This window comes from Paraburkholderia sp. BR10141 (assembly GCF_056155635.1).
This window is the reverse complement of sequence record NZ_JBMIQH010000023.1, coordinates 95,843-121,447: the sequence shown is the minus strand read 5'-3', so window position 1 is coordinate 121,447 and position 25,605 is coordinate 95,843. Positions and strand designations below refer to the sequence as shown.

Here is a 25,605-nt window from a genome sequence, read left to right as displayed (position 1 = left end):
TGACGATCGCGCCCAGGTCGGGCGCCGCCACCTTCGCGAGCGAACCGCCGAATTTGCCTACTGCCGTACGTGCGGCCGAAACGATCACAATGTCAGTCATTTCCAGATCCTCCGGGCGACTTGGTGGCGCGCCATGCGCCCCGCCCGTCAAGTTGTTAATCCGAATTCCGCAGCAAGCGTTTCAATTGCCTCAATCGCGCTGCTGCACATAGCGCCCCGGCGCCGGCTCGATCTCGGGGAATTCCGCCGAGCCGGCTTGCGCACGCGGCTTCACCTTCTTGCCGCCGTACTGATCGAGCCATTCGGCCCAGGTCGGCCACCAGCTGCCGGGTTTTTCCTCGGCAACCGCGAACCAGTCGTCGGCTTCTTCCGGCAGATGCTTCGCGTCGGCCTCGACGCTCCAGAAGCTGCGCTTGTTCTTCGACGCCGGGTTGATCACGCCGGCGATATGGCCCGACGCGCCAAGCACGAATTTCAGCGGCCCGGACAGCAACGGCACCGACGCATACGCCGTGCGCCAGGGCACGATGTGATCCTCGCGCGAACCGTAGATGAAGGTCGGCACGTCGATGCGCGACAGATCCACTTCCTCGCCGCACACCGTGAGCGCGCCCGGCTCACGCAGCTTGTTTTCAAGGTACGTATTGCGCAGGTACCACGCGTACATCGGCCCCGGCAGGCTCGTCGAGTCGCTGTTCCAGAACAGCAGGTCGAACGGCGCGGGCGTACGGCCCTTCAGATAATTGTCGACGACGTAGTTCCAGACCAGATCGTTGGGCCGCAGGAACGAGAACGTGTTCGCGAACTCGACGCCGCGCATGAGCCCCGGCGTGCCGCCGTTCTTGCCGCCGATGGTCTGCTCACGCATCTGCACGTGGGCTTCGTCGACGAACACATCGAGCACGCCCGTGTCGCCGAAGTCGAGCATCGCGGTGAGCAGCGTCATCGATGCAGCGGGATGTTCGCCGCGCGCCGCCGCGACGGCCAGCGCCGTGGCGAGGAGCGTGCCGCCCACGCAAAAACCGAGCGTGTTGATCTGCTCGCGCTCGCTGATGCTGCGCGTCGTCTCGATCGCCGTGAGCACGCCCTCTTCGATGTAGTCGTCCCAGGACCGGTCCGCGATCGACGCGTCGCCGTTGTGCCACGAGACGAGGAACACCTGCTGCCCCTGCTCCAGCGCATACGCGACGAGCGAGTTCTCGGGCTGCAGGTCGAGGATGTAGTACTTGTTGATGCACGGCGGCACGATCAGAAGCGGCCGCTCGCGCACGGTGGCCGTGCGCGGCTTGTACTGGATCAGCTGGAATAGCGCGTTTTCGAATACGACCGAACCTTCGGTGGTCGCGAGGTTGCGGCCCACCACAAAGCGCGACTCGTCGGTTTGCGAAATCTTGCCGCGCGACATGTCGCCGATCAGGTTCATCACACCCTGGCGCAGGCTCTCGCCATGGGTTTCGAGCAAGGCGCTCTGCGCGTCGGGATTGAGCGCGAGGAAGTTGCTGGGCGAAGCTGCCGCGGTCCACTGCTGAACGGCGAAGCGAATGCGCTCGCGCGTCTTCGCATCGGTATCTAGCGCGTCGACGAGTTCGTGCAGGTAGCGCGCGTTGAGCAGATACCACGCCGCCGTGAATGCATACGCGGGCGTGGCCTTCCAGGCGTCGGAACTGAAGCGCCGGTCCTTGAGTTCGGGCGCCTTGGGCGTGGTGTCGGTGGCCTGACGCAGCAAGTCGAGCGCGTCGCGCGAATATTCCGCCTGCAGATGCTGAAGGCGCGTGGGTTCGATCGATGCCGTGGGAAGCTTGAAACCTTCGAACGGGTTCGCGCCACCGAACGGATTGGCTGCGCCGAAAGGACTGCCGGCAGCGAACGGATTGCCCGCGGCGAAGGGATTGCCGGCTGCAAATGGATTGCCCGCAGCGAAAGGATTGGACGCAGCGAAAGGGTTGCCTGCAGCAAAGGGATTACCCGCAGCGAAAGGATTGACCGGCGCGCCGTTGCCCGCCGGCGGCCACCAGTTGGCCGCGAGTCCCGCGAGGGGCGCTTGCTGCGCCGCGCCGCCGGTTTGCTGCGCAGCATTCAGGGCGCTCTTCCAGGCGTTCGTCCACGCGTCGAGATACTGCTGCATGCCGGCTGCGTCGGGAGCAAAAGGCGGATTGCCGCGCGTCGCACCATCAGTTGAGGCGCCCGTGCCCGGGGCAGTCTTGGAACGTTGAGATGCCGTCATGCCTGCTTTTGACCGATGTGTCCCGAAGGACTGGTTGAGAGGCAGGTGGTACGCATACGGGCGCCGTTGCGGCGCTCGTCACGACCTGTCCCGTGGGTGAAGGACATTCTTGCTCCCCATTGCAAAGCGTGTCAATGCTTGTGCCCGATTTTGCCGCGCTGCGATATTTTTTTAATTATCGTTTTCCCGATGTAATCAATTGTTTAACTGCCGCGACACATTGCTGTGCGGTCTGGCGCACGAAAATCCGCCGTGGCGGCAAGCGTTTGCAGTGCAATGCGGTAATCGGGGAGCTAATGCACCGTGAGAGGAGTACAGTGCGTTGCGGGAATAGCTGCAGCGCAACAAAAATCGTCTGACTCGCCACGCGCCGCCTCGCCGTTTCACGACGGCGGCGCGGCGCAGCGAGGTCAGGGATTGAGCCAGATCAGCGCGGCCATGCGGCCGGTGACGCGATCGCGGCGGTACGAATAGAAGCGCTCGCGCAGCGTAACCGTGCACAGGTCGCCGCCGCTCACGTGGCGCACGCCGAGCGTATCGAGCCGCAGCCGCGCCAGCGCGGGAAGATCGGCGAGGTATTTGCCGCTCGCCTCGGGGCGCGCCACGAAGGCCGCCGCGGTGGCGGCGCGATGGGCATCGCGTCGCGCCGCGTCGACCTGCTCCGCATGGGTCATGAACGCGTCGCGCACGTCGGTGCCGACCTCGAAGGCCGTGGGCCCGATCGCGGGGCCGAGGTACGCATGCAGGTCGGCCGTCGCACAGCCCGCGAGCGCCGCGACGCGCTCGGCCGTGCGCTCGATGACGCCCGCGGCCAGCCCGCGCCAGCCCGCGTGCGCGGCGCCCACGGCGCGGCCCTCGCCATCGCACAGCAGGACGGGCATGCAGTCGGCCACCATCACCGTGCAGGCGATGCCGGGCTCGGCGCTCACGCTCGCATCGGCTTCGAGCGGGGCGCCCGCGCGCGCGGCCGCAAGCGCCTGCGCGGCGTCGACCACGATCGGACCGTGGATCTGCTTGAGCCACGCGGCCGGCACGCCCGCATGCGCGAAGAGCCGCTCGCGGTTCGCCTCGACGTGCGCAAGATCGTCGCCGGAGCCGCGGCCGAGATTCAGGCCGCCGGGGAGATCCATGCCTTCACCGCCCTGCGCCGCCTGCCAACGCCCGAATGGCGGCTCGCTCACGCCGCCGTCGCGCGTCGTCACCAGGGCGCGTACGCGCGGCGAAACCTGCCAGTCGGGATGCAGCAAAGCGTCGGATGTCAGTTCCGGGCAGGTCGTCATGCGTGCTTATCCTCGGTTTGCTCGTCGTCTTCGTCGTCTTCGTCATCTTCTTCGTCGCTGCCGATCACGTAGCCTTCGTCGGTGTACGCGCTGTCGAACATGTCCTCATCGAAGCCGGCTTCGTCCTCGTCTTCCTCGCCGCCGAAGCCGAGCGCCTCGATCAGCGCGTCCAGGTCGTCGGGCACTTCGGCGCGCCATTGCATCGAGCGGCCCGTGACCGGATGAACGAGGCCGAGACGCCACGCGTGCAGCGCCTGGCGCGCGAAGCCATCGGGCAGCGCCGCGACCGAGCGCTTGCCGCGCGCGTGGCCGTACACCGGATCGCCCAGCAGCGGATGACCGATGTGCGCGCAGTGAACACGAATCTGATGTGTGCGCCCCGTTTCCAGGTCGCAATGAATGGCGCTCACGGGCTGGTTGTGCCAGAGCGTCTTGTCGATGCGCCGGAAGTGCGTGCGCGCGGGCTTGCCCGACGCGCCCTTCACCACCGCCATGCGCGTGCGCTCGCGCGGGTCGCGGCCGATGGGTGCATCGATGGTGCCTTCGTCGGCCATGTTGCCCCACACGAGCGCGAGATAGCGGCGCTTGACCGTGCGCGCCTGCAGCTGGCGCACGAGGTCCGTCTGCGACTCTAGCGTGCGCGCGACGACCATCAACCCGGACGTTTCCTTGTCGAGCCGATGCACGATTCCCGCGCGCGGCAGACCCGCCGCGGCTTCGCCATAACGATGCAGGAGACCGTTGAGGAGCGTGCCGCTCCAGTTGCCCGCGGCCGGATGCACGACGAGCCCGGCGGGCTTGTTGATGACGACGATGGCGTCGTCCTCGTAGACGATGTCGAGCGGCACCGGCTCGGGCGTGAACGCGAGCTGCTCGGGCAGGAGGTCCGGCACGAGTTCGATGGTCGCGCCGAGCGGCACCGGCTGGCGCACCTTGGCCGGCTTGCCGTCCACGCGCACGCGCTGCTCTTCGATCCAGCCCTGCAGACGGCTGCGTGAAAATTCCGGAAATACCTTGGCGAGCACCTTGTCGAGGCGCTCGCCAGCGAGCTCATCTGGCACCTGAACCGAGCGCGGGGCTTCGTCGCCGCGCGCACGCGGGGCGCCGCCGACGCCCTCGCCTGCGAGTTCGTCGTCGAGCCCCTCACTGGAGGCTGCGTCATCGGGCGCATCGCCCAGGCTATAATCTCTGATGCTGTTTTGGGCGCCGGGAGCGCCGGCCCCCGGAATAACTGTACGGGTCATTGAGTCTGGGTCACCTGTAGACCTGAAGCTGGACTGGATAAATGCGAGCCTTGAACACGATTACGAAACTGGCCCAACACGCGGTGGCCCGAAACGCAATGCGCGCGACGCGAGCAAACACGCTCGGCAAGATTGGCAACATCATTCGGCTTGCTGCTTGCGGCGCGGCGTTCGCCGTGGTCGCGGCCTGCCACGGCCTGCCGGAAAAGACCGACGAAACGGCAGCGTGGAACAACAACAAATTATATACGGAGGCCCAGGACGCGCTCTCCGGCGGCGACTGGGGCAAGTGCGCAAAATATTTTGAAGCACTCCAGGGCCGCGACCCGTTCGGCCACTTCGCCCAGCAGGCGCAGATCAACGTGGCCTACTGCAACTGGAAGGACAACGAGAACGACGCCGCCGACCAGGCGATCAACCGCTTCATCCAGTTGCACCCGGATCACCCGGACATCGCCTACGCGTACTATCTCAAGGGCATGATCCACTTCAACGACGACCTGGGTCTGTTCGGCCGCTTCTCGGGCCAGGACATGAGCGAGCGCGACCCGAAGTCGCTGCGCGAGTCGTATGACGCGTTCAAGGTGGTGGTCGACAAGTATCCGCAGAGCAAGTACGCGCCGGACGCCGCCCAGCGCATGCGCTACATCGTGAACGCGCTCGCCTCGCACGAAGTGCACGCGGCCGACTACTACTATCGCCGCGGCGCCTATGTGGCGGCCATCAACCGCGCGCAGCTCGCGATTCAGGACTACAAGAGCGCGCCGGCAATCGAAGACGCGCTGCACATCATGATCCTGTCGTACCAGAAGCTCGATCAGCCGCAGCTCGCCGAAGACACGCGCCGCGTGCTCGCCGGCACCTTCCCGGACAGCCCGTACATCACCGGTCACGCGCGTCCCGGCAAGGAAAACAAGTCCTGGTGGCAGATCTGGTGATCGCCGCGCCTCTAGCCTGAGGCCCGCAGCAAAGCAAAACGCCACGGTTTCCCGTGGCGTTTTTTTTGGCTTCGGCGGCCGCAGCGCAGGCTACGCGCCTGCGCTGTCGCGGCGTTTGCTCAGTCGCGCTCGAACAGCGCGATCGATTCCACGTGCGACGTGTGCGGGAACATGTTGACCACGCCCGCGCCCTTGAGCCGATAGCCGGCCTCGTTGACGAGCACGCCCGCGTCGCGGGCTAGCGTCCCGGGACTGCACGACACATAGACGATGCGTTTGGGCAGCGGGCCATTGCCGCTCTGCGCGATTTCCGCGAGCGCCTGGGAAACGGCGAACGCGCCTTCGCGCGGCGGGTCGACGAGGAACTTGTCGAAGTGACCGAGCGCGCGGATGTCGTCGGCGGTGACTTCGAACAGGTTGCGGCACGCAAACGACGTGTGGCCGTCCACGCCATTGGCGCGGGCATTTTCGAGCGCGCGCGCCGTCAGCGTATCGCTGCCTTCGATCCCCACCACTTCGCGCGCGAGACGCGCGAGGGGCAGCGTGAAGTTGCCGATGCCGCAGAACAGATCGAGCACGCGGTCGCCGGCCTGGGGCGCGAGCAGGCGCAGCGCGCGGCCCACCAGCACGCGGTTGATCTGGTGATTGACCTGCGTGAAGTCCGTCGGCTTGAACGGCATGCGAATGCCGTATTCGGGCAGCGTGTAGTCCAGCTCCTTGTCGAGCGGATAGAACGGGAACACCGTGTCCGGGCCCTTCGGCTGCAGCCAGAACTGGACGTTGTGCGCGTCCGCGAACGCGCGCAGCAGGTCTTCGTCTGCGGCCGTGAGCGGCTCGAGAATGCGCAGCACGAGCGCCGTCACGCTCGAACCTACGGCGAGTTCGATCTGCGGCATGCGATCGCGAATCGACAGCGCGGCCACCAGATGACGCAACGGCACGAGCATTGCCGAGACGTTCGGCGGCAGCACTTCGCAGCTCGTCATGTCGGCCACGTAGCTGCTCTTCTTCTCGTGGAAGCCGACCAGCACGCCGCCCTTCTTCGGCACATTGCGCACCGTGAGACGCGCACGATAGCGGTAGCCCCACGACGGGCCGTGAATCGGTCGGAACATCGTCTCCGAACGCACCTTCGAGAGGTGCATGAGGTTGTCTTCGAGCACGCGCTGCTTGACGGCGATCTGCGCGCGCACGTCGAGGTGCTGCATCGAGCAGCCGCCGCAGGTGCCGAAGAACGCGCATTGCGGCTTCGTGCGAATCGCGCTCTCGCGCAGCACGTCGACCACCTGCGCCTGTTCGAACGTAGGCTTCTTGCGGTAGCTCAGGTAGGTCACGCGCTCGCCCGGCAACGCGCCCTCGACGAAGATCACCTTGCCGGGCTCGCCCGTCTCGGTCACGGTGCGGCCAACGCCGCGGGCCTCCATGTCGAGCGACTCGATCTCGAGAATGGGGGCATGAGCGACCGAAGCTTCGATGGCGGCGCGCTTTTCGGCGCGGCGCTCGCGCTTGCTGCGCCTTTTCGTGGGCGTGGACGGCATAGGCTCGGCCTGGGCAGGCTCGGCTTGAGGGTCGGGGGCAGCTTGAGACACCAGCGGATTCCTGACTGACGATGAGTGAATTGTGGGCGAAGGCGAGATTGTAGTCGAAGTCGGCGCCCGCGCTGCGGCGCTGCTGTTTTCGAGGTGGTCCGGTCGTGCTCGCTGCGCCCCGCAGTCACCGCGGCCATCGCATTCGTCATACGACATATCGGGAAAAACAGGCTAGGGTTAAACATGCGTGCGCGAACCGCCGCCGCACCATACGAGGAGCGTGCCGATGAAACTGGTGAGCTGGAATGTGCAGTGGGGCCGCGACGCTTCTGGCGTCGTCGATCTCGCGCGCACGGTGCGCGAGGCGCAGCGCCTCGCCGACTTCGACGTGCTGTGCCTGCAGGAGATCACGCGCGGCTTCCGGGCGCTGCCGGGTGGTCCCGGCGACGATCAGTTCGCCGAACTGCGCGCGCTGCTGCCCGGCTATACGGTCATCGAGGCGATTGGCGCCGACTTGCCTGCGCCGCGTGGCGCGCAAGCCTCCAGTCAAGGCACGGCGCAGATGCCGCGCCGCCAGTTCGGCAACGCGCTCGCCACGCGCTTGCCGCTCGCGCAGGTTTTTCGCCATGCTCTGCCGTGGCCCGCCGACTCCACCGCACCCTCGATGCAACGCGTGGCGCTCGAAGCCGTGCTCGACGTGCCGGGCGGCGCGCTGCGCGTGCTGGTCACGCATCTGGAGTTTTATTCGCTGCGCCAGCGGCTCGCGCAAGTCGACGAGCTGCGGCGCCTGCAGCAGGAAGCCGCCGATCACGCGGCGCATCCCGCGCCCGCCGAAAACGATGTGGGCCCGTTCGCCCGCACCGCGCGTCCAGTATCCGCGATCGTCTGCGGCGACTTCAACAGCGCGTGGGGCAGCGAGGCGTACACGCGCATGCTCGAACCGCTCGCGGGCAGCCCAGCCTTCATCGACGCGTGGACCGCGCTGCATGCGGGCGCGACGCCGCCGCCAACGGCCGGCGTCTATGACACGAAGCAATGGTCGGACGGTCCGCTCGCGTGCGACTTCGTCTTCATCACGGAGGATTTGCGCCCACGCTTGCGAAGCTGCGAGATAGACGGCGCGACCCAGGCTTCGGATCATCAGCCGATCGTGCTCGAACTCGGCTGAGGGACGACGCCGTGCCTAGCTCGCGAAGGCCTCGAGATACTCGCCCCAATGCGGTGCGGATTCCGCGGCGAGCGACTGCTTCACGAACTCGATCTCATCCGCATATTCGCGCTCTGTGAAACCGCCGCGCATCATCTGAAACCGGCAATAGAGCAGATACGTGTTGACCACGTCGGTTTCGCAGTAGTTGCGGATCTCCTCGATGCGGCCTTCCTGAAACGCGGTCCACACCTGGCCGCCGTCCATGCCGAGCTTGCCCGGAAAACCGCAGAGCTTCGCGAGCGCGTCGAGCGGTGCGTTAGCGCGCGGCTGATACATCGCGAGGACATCCATCAGGTCAGTGTGACGCGTGTGGTAGCGGCTAAGGTAGTTGTTCCACTTGAACTCGCGGTCCTCTTCACCCGTTTCCCAGTAGCGCACCGCGCGAATGCCGTGCACGAGCGCACGATAGTGCAGCACCGGCAAGTCGAAGCCGCCGCCGTTCCACGACACGAGCTGCGGCGAGTACTTCTCGATCGTGCGGTAGAACGAATCGATCAGGCGCGCCTCGCCGTCTTCGGGCGTGCCGAGCGAGCGCACGCGAAAGCCCTGGCCGTCGCGAAATACGCACGAGATAGCAGCGACACGCTGCAGGTGATGCGGCAGGAAATCGCCGCCGGTTTTCTCGCGGCGCGCGGCGAAGGCGTGCTCGGCGACTTCGGTGTCGGTGAGCGCGGCGGGCAGATCGTCGAGACGGCGAATGCCGTCGACATCGGGAATCGTCTCGATGTCGAATACGAGTACAGGAACTGTCATTCAGATGGACTGCGAGGGTTTAGAGTACGGCGTCCTTGCGCACGCCGTTCGAAGCGAAAAAGCGCTTGAGGCGCACCAGCGCTTCCTGCTGGATCTGCCGCACGCGCTCGCGGGTGAGGCCCATTTCGTCGGCCAGCTCTTCGAGCGTGGCGGGCTCGATATGGTTCAGCCCGAAGCGCCGTTCGATGACATGGCGATGCTTATCGGATAACCGGCCGAGCCACGCGCGTGTAAGCGTTTCCAGTTCGCGATGCTGCACCTCGGCATCGGGCGACTGGCTCTGGTCGTCCGAGAGCAGGTCGAGCAGGCTGCTAGCCGGGTCGAGGTCGAGCGGAGCGTCGAGCGAGGCCGTGTGTTCGTTGAGCGCGAGAATGTCGGTGACTTCCTCGGTGGTCTTGCCCGTGAGATACGCGATGTCGTCGATGCTCGCGTCGCGCCGCTCCGAGGCCGAATCGGCGTTGAGCGAGTTCTTCTCCAGATGTCGCTTCGCGCGCAGCACCTGGTTGAGCTCACGGATCACGTGCACCGGCAAACGCACGGTGCGCGCCTGGTTCATGATCGCGCGCTCGATGCTCTGGCGGATCCACCACGTCGCATACGTCGAGAAACGGAAGCCGCGCGTGGGATCGAACTTCTCGATCGCGTGCATGAGGCCGAGGTTGCCCTCCTCGATCAGGTCGAGCAGCGGCACGCCGCGATTGAGGTAACCCTTGGCAATGCTGACGACGAGGCGCAGATTGCGCTCGATCATGACCTGACGCGCTTCGAACTCGCCGGCTTTGGCGAGCCGCGAGTAGCGCTGCTCCTCCTCGACGGTGAGGAGCGGCTTCACGCTGATCCGGTTCAGATAATGCTGGATGGTGTCGGCCGTGAGTTCGGCCTGCAGCATGGCGCGGAAATCGTCGGCGTCGGGTGCGGCATCGGCGGTTTCGGTGCCCTCGCCCGAGCCGCCTTCGTCGGACTGCGAATCGCGCTCTTCACGCTCCTCGCGCTCTTCGTAGTCGCGGCCGCCGTCGAGTTCGGGCGACGCGTCGTCGTCGCCCGCCTGCGCGCCGTCCTCCACCGAAACCTGGGCGGCTTGGCTGTCAGACTCGGATTGCTGCAGACGGCGCTTCGATTTCGGCATGGTCGGCTCGCTTTTATTGCGGCGGCAAGTACTTCAGTGGGTCGACGGGCTTACCCTGACGGCGTACTTCGAAATGCAGCATCACCCGGTCCGAGTCGGTATTGCCCATTTCGGCGATCTTCTGACCTTTGGTGACCGCATCCCCTTCTTTTACCATCAAAGTCCGGTTGTGTGCATACGCGGTCAAAAACGTCGCGTCATGCTTGATGATAATGAGATTGCCGTAACCGCGCAGCCCATTTCCGGCATAAACCACGCGTCCATCGCCGGCTGCCTTGACAGGATCGCCCGACGCACCGCCAATATTGATGCCCTTGTTCTTCGTATCGTCGAAGCCGTTGAGCACCGGACCACGCACCGGCCACGTGAGCGCGATGTTGCCGCCCGGCGCCGCGGCGACATCGCCGCCGCTCGCACCCGGCTGCGGCGGCACGGCGGCCGTCGGCGGGGCTGCGTTCGCACCCGAACCGTAGATCGGCGGCTGCGCCGGCGTCCCCGCTGCCGGAGCGCCCGGTGCAGCGCCCACGCCCGGCACCGGCGCGGTCACGACACCCGGCGTATACGCCGACGGATTCGCACCCGGCGGCACGACGCGCAACAACTGGTCCACCTCAATCTGGTTCGGATTGGTGAGATTGTTCCACGTCGCGATGTCGCGATAATTCTGGCCGTTTTCGAGCGCAATCCTATAGAGAGTGTCGCCCGGCTTCACCCGGTAATATCCCGGAGGCGGCGGCCCGAGCGGCACCGGAGGCTGTGCAGCCGCCGTGCCGAGCGGCGCGGTGCGGTCGACCACGGGTGCCTGATCGAGTCGCGTGGCGCAGGCGGCCAGAAGACAGAGCGCGGCGACCGCGGCGCCGCGCTGGGCTGCGATCAGCGTGGCTTCGGGCAGGTCGACATTCAGGCGGTTTCTTTTGATCGCGCGCAACATACTCATCGGATTCAGATCACTCCAGATTTTAAGGGGACAAAGAAAACGCGATCCAGGCGTGACTCCCGCCACTGCGCCGGCCCCGTACGCTCGACGAGCGTGAGGACCTGCGTCGCTTCGCCGGCGGCACTCTGGGTGCCGGACACCGCGACCGGCGCCACGAGCCGCCCGCCAATGGCGAGCTGCTCGAGCAGCGCCTGCGGCACGTCGAAGCCCGCAGCAGCGATCACGATCGCGTCGAACGGCGCCGCCGACGGCAAACCGAGCCGTCCGTCGCCGTAGTGCAAGCGGATATTCGGGATACGCAGCGGACGAAGATTCGTCTTCGCGCGCTCGTATAACGGCTTGATGCGCTCAATGGAATACACGTCGCGTGCGATCTGGCTCAACACCGCTGCCTGATAGCCGCAGCCGGTGCCGATTTCGAGCACGCGCTCCAGCACGCGGCCCGCGCCCGCGAGCTCGAGCATGCGCGCGACCACGGAAGGCTTTGAGATGGTCTGGTGATGACCGATCGGCAACGCCGCATCTTCGTAGGCCTGGGTCGCGAGACCCGGATCGATGAACATGTGGCGCGGCACGGCCGCGAGCGCCTGGAGCACGCGCGCATCGGCGATGCCGTTCGCACGCAGGCGTTCGACCATGCGTTCGCGTATGCGTTCCGAAGTCAGCGCATGCGCGCCGTTGAGCGCAACGGCGGGCGCGCCCGTGACGGCCACAGCAGCACGCGGCACACTCACGCCGCCCGGCATGGCGGCGCGCGGCGCGGCAGCGTTGCCGGCAGGATGCGCAGGCTTGATCGAACCCGCCGGCTTTGCGCTCACCGGCTTCGCATTGACCGGCTTCGCAGGTGGCGCCTTGAACGGTGTGCTCACGGAGGACTTCGCGACGGCCGGATTACCTACCTTCGCGCCGGGCTTCGCGAGTGTGCCGACGCCCGGTTTCGACGGACTGCTGTTGCCCGCGTTCGCGAGCGAGGGGCGTGCTTCGCCCGGACGCGCGTCGCGCCGGCGCGGCTCGCGTACGAGATCCGCAAGCCCGAGCGGAAAACGCTTCGTGCGCTCGCCCGTCATGAAGCACTGCCGCCCTTGCGCGCCCAGTCGTGCGTCGCGGACAGCATTTGCGTATGGGTGAGATCGAGTTGCAGCGGCGTGATCGACACATGGCCGTTCGCCACCGCGTGGAAGTCCGTGCCCTCGCTCGCATCGCGTGCGCTGCCCGACGGCCCGATCCAGTAAATCGGCTCGCCGCGCGGGTTGGTCTCGCGGATCACGGGCTGCGAAGGATGACGCTTGCCGAGGCGTGTGACGCGCCAGTCGCCAAGCTCTTCGTACGGCAGGTTCGGAATGTTGACGTTCAGCAGCGGATGACCCGGCAGCGGGTTCGCGAGGTAATGCGCAACGATCTCGGCCGCGACGCGCGCGGCGGAATCGAGATGCACCCAGTCTTTATCGACGAGCGAGAACGCGATGGCCGGCAAGCCGAACATAATGCCTTCGGTCGCCGCGGCCACCGTGCCCGAGTACAGCGTGTCCTCGCCCATGTTCTGGCCGTTGTTGATGCCGGAGACCACGAGGTCGGGTTGCTGGTCGAGCATGCCCGTGAGTGCGATGTGCACCGAGTCGGTGGGCGTGCCGTTCACGTAATAGAAGCCGGTGCTCGCCGATCGCAACACCGACAGCGGGCGCCACAGCGTAAGCGAGTTCGATGCGGCGCTGCAGTTCTGCTCGGGCGCCATGACCGTGACTTCGCCGAGCGGCTTGAGCGCTTCATACAGCGCCGCAAGGCCGGGGGCGAGGTAACCGTCGTCGTTGCTGAGTAGTATTCGCATCGAGCGATTGTAACCGAGGAAAGAAGGCACGCGAACGACAGCCCGGCCCATACGCCAGGGCGCGTCTGCCACTGGGCTGCACGTCGAAATCATGCGCCGGTGCGAGGCGCATTCGCATCCACGGCACGGCTCGAAAGACACCCGGTCATCGACGCGAAATAAATCGCACGATCGTTCGCATTGCGGCGGATTGCCGTACACTGTCCCGCGGTAGCGAATGCATGACCGACGCAACTGCAAGCAACCGAACCGGAAAAGACAGGAGACACGATGCGCGCAATCCGCTGCAACCAGTACGGACCACCCGACTCGCTCACGCTCGAAGACTCGCCCGACCTCGTGCCGGGCCCCGGTCAGGTCGTGATCGACGTGAAGGCCGCGGCCGTGAACTTTCCCGATGTACTCATCATCGAGAACAAGTATCAGATGAAGCCGCCGCTGCCCTTCACGCCCGGCGCCGAACTCGCGGGCGTCGTGCGCGCGGCGGGCGAAGGCGTGAAGCTCGCGCCCGGTACGCGCGTAGTGGCCTATGTGGGCACTGGCGCGTTCGCCGAGCAGGCGCTTGCGGACGCATCGGCGTGCGTGGCGCTGCCCGAAGGCGCCGATTTCGCGACGGCCGCCGCTTTCACGCTCGCGTATGGCACGTCGCATCACGCGGTGGTCGATCGCGCGGCCCTGCGCGCAGGCGAAACGATGCTCGTGCTCGGCGCGGCGGGCGGCGTGGGCCTCGCGGCTGTCGAAATCGGCAAGGTGCTCGGCGCGCGCGTGATCGCGGCCGCCTCGAGCGAAGAGAAGCTCGAAGTCTGCCGCCGCTTCGGTGCGGACGCCACCATCAACTACAGCACCGAGGACTTGCGCGAGCGCATCAAGGCGCTCACCGACGGCAAAGGCCCCGACGTGATCTACGATCCGGTGGGCGGCGAGTATGCGGAACCGGCGTTCCGCAGCATCGGCTGGCGCGGCCGCTATCTCGTGGTCGGCTTCGCGAATGGAGAGATTCCCAGGCTGCCGCTCAATCTCGCGCTGCTCAAGGGCGCGAGCCTCGTCGGCGTGTTCTGGGGCGATTTCGCGCGTCGCGAACCGCAGCACAATGCGGCAGCGTTCACGCAGATGATGGGCTGGATCGGTGAAGGCAAGCTCAAGCCGTACGTCTCGAAGCGCTACAAGCTCGCCGACGCCGCGCAGGCGCTCAAGGACATGGCCTCGCGCAAGGTGACGGGCAAGATCGTGATCGAGCCCTGAACGTTTCCTGCCGCGCAGGACGCAAAGCGAAAACGGCTCGCCGGTGGTTCACCGGCGAGCCGTCTTGCATAAGGCACTCGCCTTAGACGATGTGTTGCTCGCGCAACCGTGCGATGTGGTCCGCGTCGTAGCCCAGCGTCCTCAGGACTTCGTCGGTATGCTCGCCCAACGCGGGACCAAGCCAGCGCGTGTCGCCGGGCGTCGCCGAAAGCTTGGGCGTGACCGCGGGGAGCGCGATGTCCACGCCCTCGCCTTCTTGCTCCCCCGGCGCTTGCCAGCGGAACTGCTGGATCATCTGGCGCGCCGCAAACTGCGGATCGGCGAACATGTCGGCCACGCTGTAGATGCGGCCCACGGGCACGTCGGCGGCATTGAGCACGTCGAGCGCTTCGTTGATGGTGCGGGTGGAAAGCCACGCCGCGATTGCGCCGTCGATCTCCGCCGTGCGCGGCACGCGGCCGTCGTTGTGGGCGAGTTGCGGATCGTTCGCGAGGTCCGCGCGGTCGATGGCCATCATCAGGCGCTTGAAGATCGGATCGCTGTTGCCGCCGATCACGATGCTACCGTCCCGGCACGGGTACGTATTCGACGGCACGATGCCCGGCAGCGACGCGCCGGTGCGCTCGCGCACCATGCCGTACATGCCGTACTCGGGCACCACGCTCTCCATCATGTTGAACACGGCCTCATAGAGCGCGACATCGACGATCTGGCCGCTGCCGCCGTTCATGTTGCGATGATGGAGCGCCATCATCGCGCCGATCACGCCGTGCAGCGCGGCGATCGAGTCGCCGATCGAAATGCCGATGCGCGGCGGCGGCAGATCGGGATAGCCGGTGATGTGGCGCAGGCCGCCCATCGATTCGGCGATCGCGCCGAAGCCCGGACGGTCGCGATACGGGCCGCTCTGGCCGTAGCCCGAGAGCCGCACCATCACGAGGCCGGGATTCTGCTTCGAGAGCACGTCGTAGCCGAGCCCGAGCTTTTCGAGCAGCCCGGGCCGGAAATTCTCGATGACGATATCGGCTTCCTTCGCGAGCCGCCGCACGATCTCCTTGCCCTCTTCGGCTTTGAGATTCACCGTGACGGACTTCTTGTTGCGCGCCTGCACGGCCCACCAGAGCGACGTGCCGCCCGCTTCCGGGTAGAGCTTGCGCCATTTGCGCAGCGGATCGCCGCCCTTGGGGTCTTCGATCTTGATGACCTCGGCGCCGAATTCGCCGAGAAAGCGAGCGGCGAACGGACCGGCGATCAGCGTGCCGAGTTCGAGGACTTTGACGCCCGCGAGCGGGCCCGCGCCTTTCGCTGCGGATCCGTTCGACCGGGAATGGGGGGATTCGTGGGAAGGGGCGGCTGCGCTCATGGGGTCTCCTTTCATTCTGTTCGGCGAGCGGCACCACATCGAGTGCGCCGCGATCGAAGCCTGGCGTGACGCTACATCGAGCGCCGGTCGAGCATGGCCCGCGCGATAGTGCCCGCGTCGACATATTCAAGCTCGCCACCCACCGGCACGCCGCGTGCGAGACGCGTGACGGCGAGTCCGCGCGCCTTGAGCGTCTGACCGAGATAGTGGGCCGTCGCCTCGCCCTCATTCGTGAAATTCGTGGCGAGCACCACTTCCTTGACGACGCCATCCGACGCGCGCTTCACGAGCCGGTCGAAATGGATCTCTTTCGGACCGATGCCGTCGAGCGGACTCAGATGCCCCATCAGCACGAAATACAAACCGCGGTACGTCATGGTCTGCTCGAGCATGATCTGGTCGGCCGGCGTTTCGACGACGCACAGCAGCGTAGGGTCACGCTCCTCGTCGAGGCACGTTTCGCATACCTGAGCTTCGGTGAAGGTATTGCACTTCTCGCAGTGCTTCAGATTCCCGGTCGCGAACAGGAGCGCGTTGCCGAGCTTTTCGGCGCCGTCGCGGTCGTGCTGCATCAGGTGATAGGCCATGCGTTGCGCCGACTTCGGCCCGACACCGGGCAACACGCGCAGCGCCTCGACGAGAGCGGCGAGAGCGGAAGGTTGTTTCATGCGGATTCAGCGCGAGATGCGCGACGGGGGTTTGAAGCGGAACCTGCTTCGGGGTGCTTCCTGCTGCCTGGTGTTGCTTGCTACTGCTTGGCTACTTTCGACGCCGCGACGCCGCGCAGCCCTGCCGGGTCGCGACGAGGCACGCGGGACACGCGGGCGCCGGTCTGCCTCACGCAGACGCGGCGCTCGCCACGTTCCTTAGAACGGCATCTTGAAGCCCGGCGGCAGCGGCAGGCCGGCGGTCATGCCGCCCATCTTTTCCTGCGACGTGGCTTCGGCCTTGCGCACCGCGTCGTTGAACGCCGCGGCCACGAGGTCTTCGAGCATGTCCTTGTCGTCCGTGAGCAGGCTCGGATCGATCGACACGCGGCGCACGTCGTTGCGGCAGGTCATCGTGACCTTGACGAGACCGGCGCCGGCCTGACCCTCGACTTCGATCTGGGCAAGCTGCTCCTGCATCTTCTTCATGTTTTCCTGCATCTGCTGGGCTTGCTTCATGAGCCCTGCGAGTTGGCCTTTCAACATAGTCACTGCTCCTTCTGGATCGTAGTCGTTCGAATCGATGCGCTCAAAAGCGCGCGACGCTTTGCGCGCCGCGCGGCGCAAATCAGTGGGCGGCCTGAGTGCCGCCCGATGCGGCTTCCGGCGCGACCGGCCGGATCGAGCCCGGCACGATGCTCGCGCCGAAATCGCGAATCAGTTGCTGCACGAAGGGGTCGGCGCCGATCTCGCGCTCGGCTTCGCGTTGACGCTGGGCGCGATCGGCGGCGTCGAGCGCGGCCGCCGTGCGGCGCGCGGGGCCGACTTCCACGCTCACTTCAACGGTCTTGCCAAGCCGCTCGGCAAGCGCCGTCTTGAGCTTCGCGACCTGCGAGGCTTCGGCGTACTGCGGCACCGGCACGCTCAATTTGAGAAGCGTGCCTTCGAGCGCCGTCAGCTCGCTGTTGAACGCGAGCTGGTACGAGATGCCCTTGAGCGAAAGCGTGGCGGCGAGCGCAGGCCAGTCGCCCTTGAAACCGATCGGATCGAGCGCAATGCCCGGCGGCAGCTTGCTCACATCGACCACGGCCGGCGACGGCGTCGGCATCGCAGCGGCGGCGCGCGGCGCGGACGGCTCGCTGTCGTAAGGAGGCACGAAGCCGTCGTCGGGCGGCGCAAAGTACGCGTCATCGGCGCCGAGCGGCACGTAGTCGTCGGGTGGAATATCGTCCCACGGCGGCGCGCCCGAAGCGTCTTGCTGCGCGTTTGCGTTGCGCGGCGTCTGTCGTGCCTGCGCTTCGTGCGCGGTGGCGCGGCGAGCCGGATCGGGCGTCGGCACCTTCACTTCCATGCGCGGTGCGGCCTTCGGCGCGGGCGCCGGGGCGCTCGCGCCTGCAGCGGCAGCGGGACGGCCCGTGGCAACGCGCATGCCCTTGCTGCGCAGCACGTCGAGCGCAGCGCTTGCACCACCACGCGCGGATGCCGCAGCGGCGGGTTCCTCACGAGATTCGAATTGCGGCGCGGGCGCAGCGGCCACGCTCTGCACAGCTTGTTTCTCTTCTGGCGCGGGAGCGGCCGCAGCCGGCTCGACCGGTGCCACAGGCGCAGCTTGTGGCGCTGCGCCCGGGTTCGGCGCGGACTCGCCCTCGTCCTCCCAGGGCGGGACGACGCGCGCTTCGTCCGCGGGCCTCGCGAGCGGCGCAGGCGCAGGCGCGGACGCGCTCGCTTGCGGCTCGGCATCGGGCATCTTCGCCGGTGCGGCTTCGATCGGCCGCGGCAGCGGGGCGGCGGGCTTCGGCACGACTGGCTGCGCAGCGGCAGGCGCCGCACTGCGCGCCGACGCCGCTACCGGAGCCGCCGCACGCGCGCCCGCGCCGGCCGCAGCGGGCTTCGACGCCGGCGCACTGCCCACGCTGCCCGCGTTCGCGGAAGGCTCGAACGCCAGCATGCGCAGGAGCGTCATCGTGAAGCCAGCGTATTCGTCGGGTGCCAGGCCGAGTTCGCTGCGCCCGAGGGTCGCGATCTGATAGAAAAGCTGGACCTGCTCCGGGCTCAACGCTTCCGCGAAACGGCGAATGTCGTCGGCTTCGGGCCACTCGTCGAGCACCGATGAAGGCGCGAATTGCGCCCAGCCAATGCGATGGAACAGACTCGCGAGGTCCTGCAGCGCGGCGGAAAACGACAGGCTGCGCAGCGCCATTTCGTCGGCGATGGCGAGCACGTTCGCGCCGTCGCCGGCCACGAGCGCGTCGATCATGCGGATCAGATAGCTTTGATCGAGCGCGCCGAGCATGCCGCGCACCGCTTCTTCGGTGACCTGGTTGGCCGAATACGCGATGGCCTGGTCGGTAAGCGAAAGCGCGTCGCGCATCGAGCCGTCTGCGGCGCGCGCGAGCAGGCGCAGCGCCTGCGCCTCGAACTCGACCTTCTCTTCTCCGAGAATATGCGTGAGATGCTCCACGATATTGCCCGCCGGCATCTGCTTCAAATTGAATTGCAGGCAGCGCGAGAGCACCGTGACCGGAATCTTCTGCGGGTCCGTCGTCGCGAGGATGAACTTCACATGCGGCGGCGGCTCTTCCAGCGTCTTCAGCATCGCGTTGAAGGCGTGGTTCGTGAGCATGTGCACTTCGTCGATCATGTAGACCTTGAAGCGCGCATCGACCGGCGCGTAGACCGCGCGCTCGAGCAGCGCGGCCATTTCGTCCACGCCGCGATTGCTCGCCGCATCCATCTCGACGTAATCGACGAAACGCCCTTCGTCGATTTCCCGGCACGCGCGGCACACGCCGCAGGGCTTCGACGTCACGCCGGTCTCACAGTTGAGCGCCTTGGCGAAGATACGCGACAGCGTCGTCTTGCCCACGCCGCGCGTGCCTGTGAAGAGGTACGCGTGATGCAGGCGGCCGCCGTCGAGTGCATGCGTGAGCGCGCGCACCACGTGCTCCTGTCCGACGAGCGAAGCGAAATCCTTCGGTCGCCACTTGCGTGCGAGAACTTGATAGGTCATCTGGAAATTGTATCAGCAACGCCCGCGCGTCCAGATGAATCGAAAGGCGGCCAATGCCCGGTTCGCGGCCGCCGCGCAATGGCGCGAGCCGGCGATTGCGGACGACGAAAACAGTGGCGATGCAGGCGTGACAAACACGACGAACGAAGAACCGCGTCGCGCAGTCGATTGCGCGGCGCCAATCTCGTATCTGGGGAGAAAAACGGAAGAAAAAAGAGGAAGGTGACGAGCCTGACCCTCGGCACTGGCGGAAAACGGCTGTGGCTGCTTCGTTCCCGACCTGACCAGGTTGACCGCCCCTCCATGCGAGGAGGCCCGTCACGGCGCATTCTAACATCGGTCGCGCGCCAATGCGACTGCTGCAGTGCGAAAAAACGCGCCGAGCCGCGCCGGGCATCGTTGCGCGCCCAGGTAGCTACCCCCTTGCAATGGCTCGCATCGCCTCCAGATAGCGTGCAGGAGCACGAGGTACCGCACGAAATGGCCCCCGCGAAAAGGCTCGCGCCGCCGCCAGAATGTGCCGCCGAATGTGGCCTGGAGGACGGAAACCCTGCTTGCGGCATGAGTACTATCACCGTCGGCAACGCATAGGGATTTAGGCTACACTGGCGTCGGCAATCGGCTGGGCCACGCGGTTTGCGTGCGAAGGGCGTGTGATTCGGACGTATGACTGGGGTTCGGTCTGGCCGCCCAGGCGGCCCCGGAAGAATTTTCAGTTTTGGTGTATCGTGGCGAGCAATTTACTCGGCCTCGAATCGAAAGAGGTATTCATACAATGAGCGAACAAATCAAGCATATCAGCGACGCATCGTTCGAACAGGACGTCGTGAAATCCGACAAGCCCGTGCTGCTGGACTTCTGGGCCGAGTGGTGTGGCCCGTGCAAGATGATCGCGCCGATTCTCGATGAAGTCGCGAAGGATTATGGCGAGCGCCTTCAGGTCGCGAAGATCAACGTCGACGAGCACCAGTCGACGCCGGTGAAGTTCGGCGTGCGCGGTATCCCCACGCTGATCCTCTTCAAGAACGGCGCCGTGGCGGCGCAGAAGGTCGGCGCGCTCTCGAAGTCGCAGCTCACCGCGTTCCTCGACAGCCACCTGTAACTTCCTCGCTGGCCGCCCCTCCCCGTCCGGGCGCATCGCCCGGCCAGCAAGGGGATGAGCCAAGCAACGGTGCGTGTTGTCACGCGACAACACGCACCATAAAAACACGCCGAAACTTGCTGTCGGTCTTCACTGACGGTTTCTGGCGTGTGCTATGCTAGAATTCATAAAGCGTCTACCGGCGCCCTTATAAAAGTTTCAAGCAAGCTTGAAGCGAAGTTTCAACCAAAAGTCCTTGAGCGGTTCCGCTCGCTTCTTTTCCCCCATTCTTTTCGTCGCACTCCTCCCCGACGGGTTCTCCGTATGCATCTTTCCGAGCTCAAGTCTCTGCACGTGTCTGAATTGATCGAGATGGCCAATGGCCTCGAGATCGAAAATGCGAACCGCCTGCGCAAGCAGGAACTCATGTTCGCGATTCTCAAAAAGCGCGCCAAGACGGGCGAAACGATCTTCGGTGACGGCACGCTCGAAGTGCTCCCCGACGGCTTCGGCTTCCTGCGCTCGCCGGAAACCTCGTATCTCGCCAGCACGGACGATATCTATATCAGCCCGTCGCAGATCCGCCGCTTCAACCTCCACACCGGCGACACGATCGAAGGTGAAGTGCGCACGCCGAAGGATGGCGAACGCTATTTCGCGCTCGTGAAGGTGGACAAGGTCAACGGCCAGCCGCCGGAAGCCTCGAAGCACAAGATCATGTTCGAGAACCTCACGCCGCTGCACCCGAACAAGGTGCTGCTGCTCGAGCGCGAGATGCGCGGCGAGGAGAACGTGACGGGCCGCATCATCGACATGATCGCGCCTATCGGCAAGGGTCAGCGCGGCCTGCTGGTCGCTTCGCCCAAGTCCGGCAAGACCGTGATGCTCCAGCACATCGCGCACGCCATCAAGCAGAACCACCCCGACGTGGTCCTGTTCGTGCTGCTGATCGACGAGCGCCCGGAAGAAGTGACCGAAATGCAGCGCTCGGTGGCGGGCGAAGTGATCGCCTCGACCTTCGACGAACCGGCTGCGCGTCACGTGCAGGTCGCCGAAATGGTGATCGAGAAGGCCAAGCGCCTCGTCGAAATGAAGCACGACGTCGTGATCCTGCTCGACTCGATCACGCGTCTCGCGCGCGCCTACAACACCGTTGTGCCCGCATCGGGCAAGGTGCTCACGGGCGGTGTGGATGCCAACGCACTCCAGCGTCCGAAGCGCTTCTTCGGCGCGGCACGTAACATCGAAGAAGGCGGCTCGCTCACCATCATCGGCACGGCGCTGATCGAAACCGGCAGCCGCATGGACGACGTGATCTACGAAGAGTTCAAGGGCACCGGCAACATGGAAGTGCACCTCGAGCGCCGTCTCGCGGAAAAGCGCGTCTACCCGTCGATCAACCTGAACAAGTCGGGCACGCGCCGCGAGGAACTGCTGATCAAGCCGGACATCCTCCAGAAGATCTGGGTGCTGCGCAAGTTCATCCACGACATGGACGAAGTCGAGGCCATGGAATTCCTGCTCGACAAGATTCGCCAGACGAAGAACAACTCCGAGTTCTTCGACATGATGCGCCGCGGCGGCTAAAGGCCCTCGCCCGCTCGAATCACCGCAAAACGCCCGCGACTTCGCGGGCGTTTTTCTTTTCCGGCAGCGGATCGCTGCAGCTCGCAACCTGTACGTGCACGTTCACGTTGAAGTATAATGCGCAGCGTGTCTTGATCGCGTCCCGGCGAAAAAAGAGTTCCCCATGCCCAAGGATTCCCCCGCGCTGCTCACGGTGCGCGACGCCGCCGAGCGCCTGAACGTCACGCCGCGCACGCTCAAGTATTACGAAGAGCGAGGGCTCGTCAGCCCCTCGCGCAGCGAAGGCCGCTACCGGCTCTACGACGAGCACGACCTCGAGCAATTTGCGCGCATCCTGCGGCTGCGCGCGCTCGGCTTTTCGCTGCACGGCATCACCGAAATGCTCAAGCGGCCGCTCGAACAGGTTGGCGAAGGCCGCCGGCGCTATTCGCACGAGTCGCTCCAGCAGATCGCCGACGCGCTCGCGCAGCAGATCGAGACGCTCGACACGCGCATCGCGGCCGTGCGCCGCGAGTTGAAGGAGGCGCAGACGGTGCGCATGGAGCTGGCCGACGACCTCGACTACCTGCAGCGGCGCCTCGCGGGAGAGCCGTCCGATCAGCTGATCGAGCAGCGCCTCGCCGCCACGCGGCGACGCAAGGCGGCCGCGGCCGCGACGGGCGGCAGACCGGCAGAGCCTTCGGGCAACGCACGCGAGAACGACGAATCGGCATGAGCACGGCCCAGCCTCGCGAGCCGATCTTCAGCGCGGCGCGCCTGCGCGGCGACTTTTTCCCGTGGGTGCTCGCCCTCGCGACCGGTCTCGACTACTACGACAACGCGATCTTCTCGTTCTTCACGAGCCATATCGCGGGCGGCATCAACGCGTCGCCCGACGAGCTCGTCTGGTCGTCGAGCGCCTACGCCGTGTGCGCCGTTCTGGGCATCCTGCAGCAGCAATGGTGGGTGGAGCGCATGGGCTACCGCCGCTACGTGGGGAGCTGCCTGCTGCTCTATGCCGTCGGCGCGATCGCGGCGGCACTTTGCGAATCGTCGATCGAGCTTGCCTTCGCGCGCGGCTTCCAGGGCTACTTCATCGGCCCGATGATGGGCACCTGCCGCATCCTCATCCAGATCAGCTTCACGCCGCAGCAGCGTCCAGTGGCAACGCGCGCGTTCCTCATTCTCATCGTGCTCTCCAGCGCGCTCGCACCGCTCGTGGGCGGGCAGCTCGTCGCGCATTTCGACTGGCGCGCCCTGTTCGCGTTTTCCGCGCCCGCAGGCGTGCTCTATGCCGTGCTGGCCCTGCTCGCGCTGCCCGATACGGGCCACTTGCTGCCTGAGGAGCGCGGCGAAGCGCACTTCTGGCCGTACCTCATCTTCGCGTTTGCACAGGGCGCGCTGCAGATCGCCATGCAGCAGGTGCGCTTCGAACTCTTCAGCGCGTCGCCGGAAATCATTCTGCTCACGCTCGTCGGGATCACGGCGCTCGCCTGGTTCGGCTGGCACCAGTGGCATCATCCGAAGCCGCTCATGCGCCTGCACGCGCTGCGCGAGAAGCCGTTCCGGGTGGGCCTGCTGCTCTACATGGTCTACTACTACCTGAGCACGGCGCTCAGCTACCTGGTCTCGCGGCTGCTCGAAGGCGGTTTCAACTACCCCGTCGAAAACGCCGGACGCCTCACCGGCATCACGTCGCTCATCTCGGCCGGCGCCCTCTTTTTCTATTTCCGCTACGCGAAGCTCATTACGCACAAAAAGTGGATCATCGTGCCCGGCTTCTTGCTCTCGGCGCTCATCTCGTTCTGGATGACGCGGCTCACGCCGCAGGCTAGCGAAGCCTGGCTCATCCCGCCGCTGCTGCTGCGTGGCCTGCTGCTGCTCTTCATCGTGCTGCCCGTCGCCAATCTCACGTTCCGCATCTTCGCGATCGAAGAATTCACGCACGGTTACCGCTTGAAAAACATCGTCCGGCAGTTGACGATATCGTTCGCCACAGCCACCGTTATCATCGTCGAGCAGCACCGGCTCGCGCTGCACCAGACGCGGCTCGCCGAGTTCGTGAATCCGTTCAACCCGGCGTTCCAGAGCACCTACGCCGCGCTGACGCATTCCTTCGAACTGATGGGCCGCTCCGCGAGCGAAGCGCACGGACTCGCGCTCGCGCAGGTGAGCCGCATGGTCGCGCAGCAGGCGAGCTTCCTGAGTTCGCTCGACGGGTTTTACTTCCTGATCGGCGTGGCGGTGTGCGGCGGGATCTTCGCCGCGTGGCAAAAGCAGATCGATTGAACGACATCCAGACGCACGGGAAAACACACCCAGCGATGCTTTCGAAACTCTCTCACTGGTTCGACGCGCGCCGCCGCGAAAAGGCGCTGCGCACCTACGCGATCGACGACGCGCTTTGGCAGGCGACGCTCGCGGGCTTGCCCTTTCTCAAGCACCTCGACGCCGCCGACCTCGTGCGTCTGCGCGAGATGACGAGCCTTTTCCTCGCGCAAAAGGAGTTCTCCACGGCGCACGATCTCGAGCTGACCGACCCGATGAGCGTAGCGATCGCCGCGCAGGCGTCGCTGCCCGTGCTCAATCTTTCACTCGATCTCTACAAGGGCTGGGTGGGCGTGGTCGTCTATCCGGGCGAATTCGTGATCCGCAAGACCGTGGAGGACGAGGACGGCGTGGTCCACGAGGTGGAACACGACGCGAGCGGCGAGGCGTGGGAAGGCGGCCCCGTGATCCTCTCGTGGGAAGACGCGCAGATGACCGATGGCAGCGACGCGTACAACGTCGTGATCCACGAGTTCGCGCACAAGATCGATATGCTTAACGGCGAGGCCGACGGCCATCCGCCCCTCTTTCGGCGCTGGCACGCCCCGCTCGACGCGCAGGCGTGGGCCGACGTGTTCGACAACGCCTACGACCAGTTCTGCGACAAGGTGGACGCCGTGCCGGAGCGCCGCTGGGCGCGCTTCGAGCGCGATTCGCTGATCGATCCCTATGCCGCCGACCACCCGTCGGAGTTCTTCGCGGTGTGCAGCGAGGCGCTTTTCGTCAAACCGAAGGCATTCGAGGCGGAATATCCCGAGCTTTACCGGCTGCTCGCGCGCTATTACCGCCAGGACCCGGCGCGCGTGGGCGCACTGGCCGGCCAGCCGGCCGGAAACCTGACGCGCGGGAGCCTCAAAAATTCGCCAACCGGCTGATTATCTGGCATAATCGCCGTTTTTCGACCCTTGGGTAAGTGGCTCGCGCGGGCAAAGTCGGCAACATGGTGTTGCAGGCACGCGGGTTGGCTACCGCCAGATTTAAGGAATAACCATGAAAGAAGGCATTCACCCGGATTACCGCGAAGTCCTGTTCATCGACGTTTCGAACGACTTCAAGTTCGTGACCCGCTCGACCATCCAGACGCGCGAAACCGCCGAATTCAACGGCAAGACCTACCCGCTCGCCAAGATCGAAGTGTCGTCGGAATCGCATCCGTTCTACACGGGCACGCAAAAGATCATGGACACGGCAGGCCGTGTCGAGAAGTTCAACAAGAAGTTCGGCGCACGCGCCTCGGGCAAGGCCGGCAAGTAAGCACCTCGCCGCACCGGCTGCTGGCCGGTCCCGCATTGAACGTGCACA

The 25,605-nt window shown here is 65.6% G+C and carries 23 protein-coding genes and 1 other RNA gene; 10 read left to right on the top strand and 14 right to left on the bottom strand.

The genetic code is table 11. From position 1 onward, the window contains the following. Positions 1-190: 190 nt before the first annotated feature. The 3 genes from phaC to ACOJB8_RS27995 form a co-directional block, all read right to left on the bottom strand. Positions 191-2,125: a class I poly(R)-hydroxyalkanoic acid synthase gene (gene phaC, locus ACOJB8_RS28005; protein ID WP_069267490.1), complete on the bottom strand. Its 1,935-nt coding sequence runs from the start codon at positions 2,123-2,125 to the stop codon at positions 191-193. A gap of 509 nt (positions 2,126-2,634) precedes the next feature. Beyond that, a complete protein-coding gene (pgeF, locus tag ACOJB8_RS28000) occupies positions 2,635-3,504 on the bottom strand; it encodes a peptidoglycan editing factor PgeF (RefSeq protein WP_342945702.1) in 870 nt (289 codons plus the stop codon). Further along, entirely contained in the window at positions 3,501-4,748 is a 1,248-nt protein-coding gene (locus ACOJB8_RS27995) for an RluA family pseudouridine synthase (RefSeq protein WP_475015553.1), read from the bottom strand. Before ACOJB8_RS27995 ends, pgeF begins: the two co-directional genes overlap by 4 nt. Positions 4,749-4,846: 98 nt before the next feature. Between ACOJB8_RS27995 and ACOJB8_RS27990 the strand changes: the two genes are divergently transcribed. Beyond that, a complete protein-coding gene (locus tag ACOJB8_RS27990) occupies positions 4,847-5,686 on the top strand; it encodes an outer membrane protein assembly factor BamD (protein WP_069267493.1) in 840 nt (279 codons plus the stop codon). 119 nt (positions 5,687-5,805) lie between these two features. Here ACOJB8_RS27990 and rlmD read toward each other — a convergent pair whose 3' ends face one another. After that, a complete protein-coding gene (gene rlmD / locus ACOJB8_RS27985) occupies positions 5,806-7,110 on the bottom strand; it encodes a 23S rRNA (uracil(1939)-C(5))-methyltransferase RlmD (RefSeq protein ID WP_475015557.1) in 1,305 nt (434 codons plus the stop codon). Between the two features lie 391 nt (positions 7,111-7,501). On the opposite strand from rlmD, the gene ACOJB8_RS27980 reads away from it, so the two are divergent. Next, a complete protein-coding gene (locus ACOJB8_RS27980; protein ID WP_475015551.1) occupies positions 7,502-8,383 on the top strand; it encodes an endonuclease/exonuclease/phosphatase family protein in 882 nt (293 codons plus the stop codon). Positions 8,384-8,398: 15 nt separating this feature from the next. On the opposite strand, the gene ACOJB8_RS27975 is transcribed toward ACOJB8_RS27980, so the two are convergent. From ACOJB8_RS27975 to surE, 5 genes are read right to left on the bottom strand one after another with little or no spacing between them, the layout of a single operon-like run. Then, the gene (locus tag ACOJB8_RS27975) at positions 8,399-9,178 is read right to left on the bottom strand and encodes a 3'-5' exonuclease (protein WP_475015549.1); all 780 of its coding nucleotides are present in this window, start codon (positions 9,176-9,178) and stop codon (positions 8,399-8,401) included. 19 nt (positions 9,179-9,197) lie between these two features. Beyond that, positions 9,198-10,304, bottom strand: coding sequence for an RNA polymerase sigma factor RpoS (rpoS, locus tag ACOJB8_RS27970; protein ID WP_069267496.1), 1,107 nt, complete (start codon positions 10,302-10,304; stop codon positions 9,198-9,200). A 13-nt stretch (positions 10,305-10,317) separates the two neighbouring features. Further along, positions 10,318-11,241, bottom strand: coding sequence for a peptidoglycan DD-metalloendopeptidase family protein (locus ACOJB8_RS27965; RefSeq protein ID WP_069267497.1), 924 nt, complete (start codon positions 11,239-11,241; stop codon positions 10,318-10,320). Between the two features lie 5 nt (positions 11,242-11,246). Then, positions 11,247-12,308 (bottom strand): protein-L-isoaspartate(D-aspartate) O-methyltransferase, encoded by a 1,062-nt coding sequence (locus ACOJB8_RS27960; RefSeq protein ID WP_069267498.1) that lies wholly within the window; start codon positions 12,306-12,308, stop codon positions 11,247-11,249. Beyond that, positions 12,305-13,066 carry a 5'/3'-nucleotidase SurE gene (surE, locus tag ACOJB8_RS27955; protein ID WP_069267606.1) on the bottom strand — a complete coding sequence of 254 codons (762 nt, stop codon included), beginning with the start codon at positions 13,064-13,066 and terminating at the stop codon, positions 12,305-12,307. Before surE ends, ACOJB8_RS27960 begins: the two co-directional genes overlap by 4 nt. A gap of 270 nt (positions 13,067-13,336) precedes the next feature. Between surE and ACOJB8_RS27950 the strand changes: the two genes are divergently transcribed. Continuing rightward, on the top strand, positions 13,337-14,308 hold the full coding sequence (locus tag ACOJB8_RS27950; RefSeq protein ID WP_069267499.1) for an NADPH:quinone oxidoreductase family protein: 972 nt from the start codon (positions 13,337-13,339) through the stop codon (positions 14,306-14,308). 82 nt (positions 14,309-14,390) lie between these two features. Here ACOJB8_RS27950 and ACOJB8_RS27945 read toward each other — a convergent pair whose 3' ends face one another. The 4 genes from ACOJB8_RS27945 to ACOJB8_RS27930 form a co-directional block, all read right to left on the bottom strand. Then, positions 14,391-15,671: a CaiB/BaiF CoA transferase family protein gene (locus tag ACOJB8_RS27945; RefSeq protein ID WP_475015546.1), complete on the bottom strand. Its 1,281-nt coding sequence runs from the start codon at positions 15,669-15,671 to the stop codon at positions 14,391-14,393. A 71-nt stretch (positions 15,672-15,742) separates the two neighbouring features. Next, positions 15,743-16,339, bottom strand: a complete 597-nt coding sequence (recR, locus tag ACOJB8_RS27940) for a recombination mediator RecR (protein ID WP_028204939.1) — start codon at positions 16,337-16,339, stop codon at positions 15,743-15,745. 198 nt (positions 16,340-16,537) lie between these two features. Further along, positions 16,538-16,864: a YbaB/EbfC family nucleoid-associated protein gene (locus ACOJB8_RS27935; protein WP_069267501.1), complete on the bottom strand. Its 327-nt coding sequence runs from the start codon at positions 16,862-16,864 to the stop codon at positions 16,538-16,540. 82 nt (positions 16,865-16,946) lie between these two features. Continuing rightward, positions 16,947-19,328, bottom strand: a complete 2,382-nt coding sequence (locus ACOJB8_RS27930) for a DNA polymerase III subunit gamma/tau (RefSeq protein WP_475015544.1) — start codon at positions 19,326-19,328, stop codon at positions 16,947-16,949. A gap of 7 nt (positions 19,329-19,335) precedes the next feature. Here ACOJB8_RS27930 and ACOJB8_RS27925 point away from each other — a divergent pair, with 7 nt between their 5' ends. Beyond that, positions 19,336-19,554 (top strand): hypothetical protein, encoded by a 219-nt coding sequence (locus ACOJB8_RS27925; protein ID WP_475015542.1) that lies wholly within the window; start codon positions 19,336-19,338, stop codon positions 19,552-19,554. Here the strand turns inward: ACOJB8_RS27925 and ffs are convergent. Next, positions 19,550-19,648, bottom strand: an RNA gene (gene ffs, locus ACOJB8_RS27920) — signal recognition particle sRNA small type. The two genes, ACOJB8_RS27925 and ffs, sit on opposite strands and share 5 nt — an antisense overlap. A gap of 455 nt (positions 19,649-20,103) precedes the next feature. On the opposite strand from ffs, the gene trxA reads away from it, so the two are divergent. The 6 genes from trxA to ACOJB8_RS27890 all read left to right on the top strand — a co-directional run bounded on the left by trxA (position 20,104) and on the right by ACOJB8_RS27890 (position 25,557). Continuing rightward, positions 20,104-20,430, top strand: a complete 327-nt coding sequence (gene trxA, locus ACOJB8_RS27915) for a thioredoxin TrxA (RefSeq protein ID WP_069267503.1) — start codon at positions 20,104-20,106, stop codon at positions 20,428-20,430. Positions 20,431-20,733: 303 nt separating this feature from the next. Continuing rightward, a complete protein-coding gene (gene rho, locus ACOJB8_RS27910) occupies positions 20,734-21,996 on the top strand; it encodes a transcription termination factor Rho (protein ID WP_027818379.1) in 1,263 nt (420 codons plus the stop codon). A gap of 163 nt (positions 21,997-22,159) precedes the next feature. Next, entirely contained in the window at positions 22,160-22,711 is a 552-nt protein-coding gene (locus tag ACOJB8_RS27905) for a MerR family transcriptional regulator (RefSeq protein WP_475015540.1), read from the top strand. Then, the gene (locus tag ACOJB8_RS27900) at positions 22,708-24,264 is read left to right on the top strand and encodes an MFS transporter (RefSeq protein WP_475015538.1); all 1,557 of its coding nucleotides are present in this window, start codon (positions 22,708-22,710) and stop codon (positions 24,262-24,264) included. The genes ACOJB8_RS27905 and ACOJB8_RS27900 overlap by 4 nt, the downstream gene beginning before the upstream one ends. Positions 24,265-24,299: 35 nt before the next feature. Then, on the top strand, positions 24,300-25,178 hold the full coding sequence (locus ACOJB8_RS27895; RefSeq protein WP_475015536.1) for a M90 family metallopeptidase: 879 nt from the start codon (positions 24,300-24,302) through the stop codon (positions 25,176-25,178). 115 nt (positions 25,179-25,293) lie between these two features. Next, on the top strand, positions 25,294-25,557 hold the full coding sequence (locus ACOJB8_RS27890) for a type B 50S ribosomal protein L31 (RefSeq protein ID WP_069267507.1): 264 nt from the start codon (positions 25,294-25,296) through the stop codon (positions 25,555-25,557). Positions 25,558-25,605 lie beyond the last annotated feature (48 nt).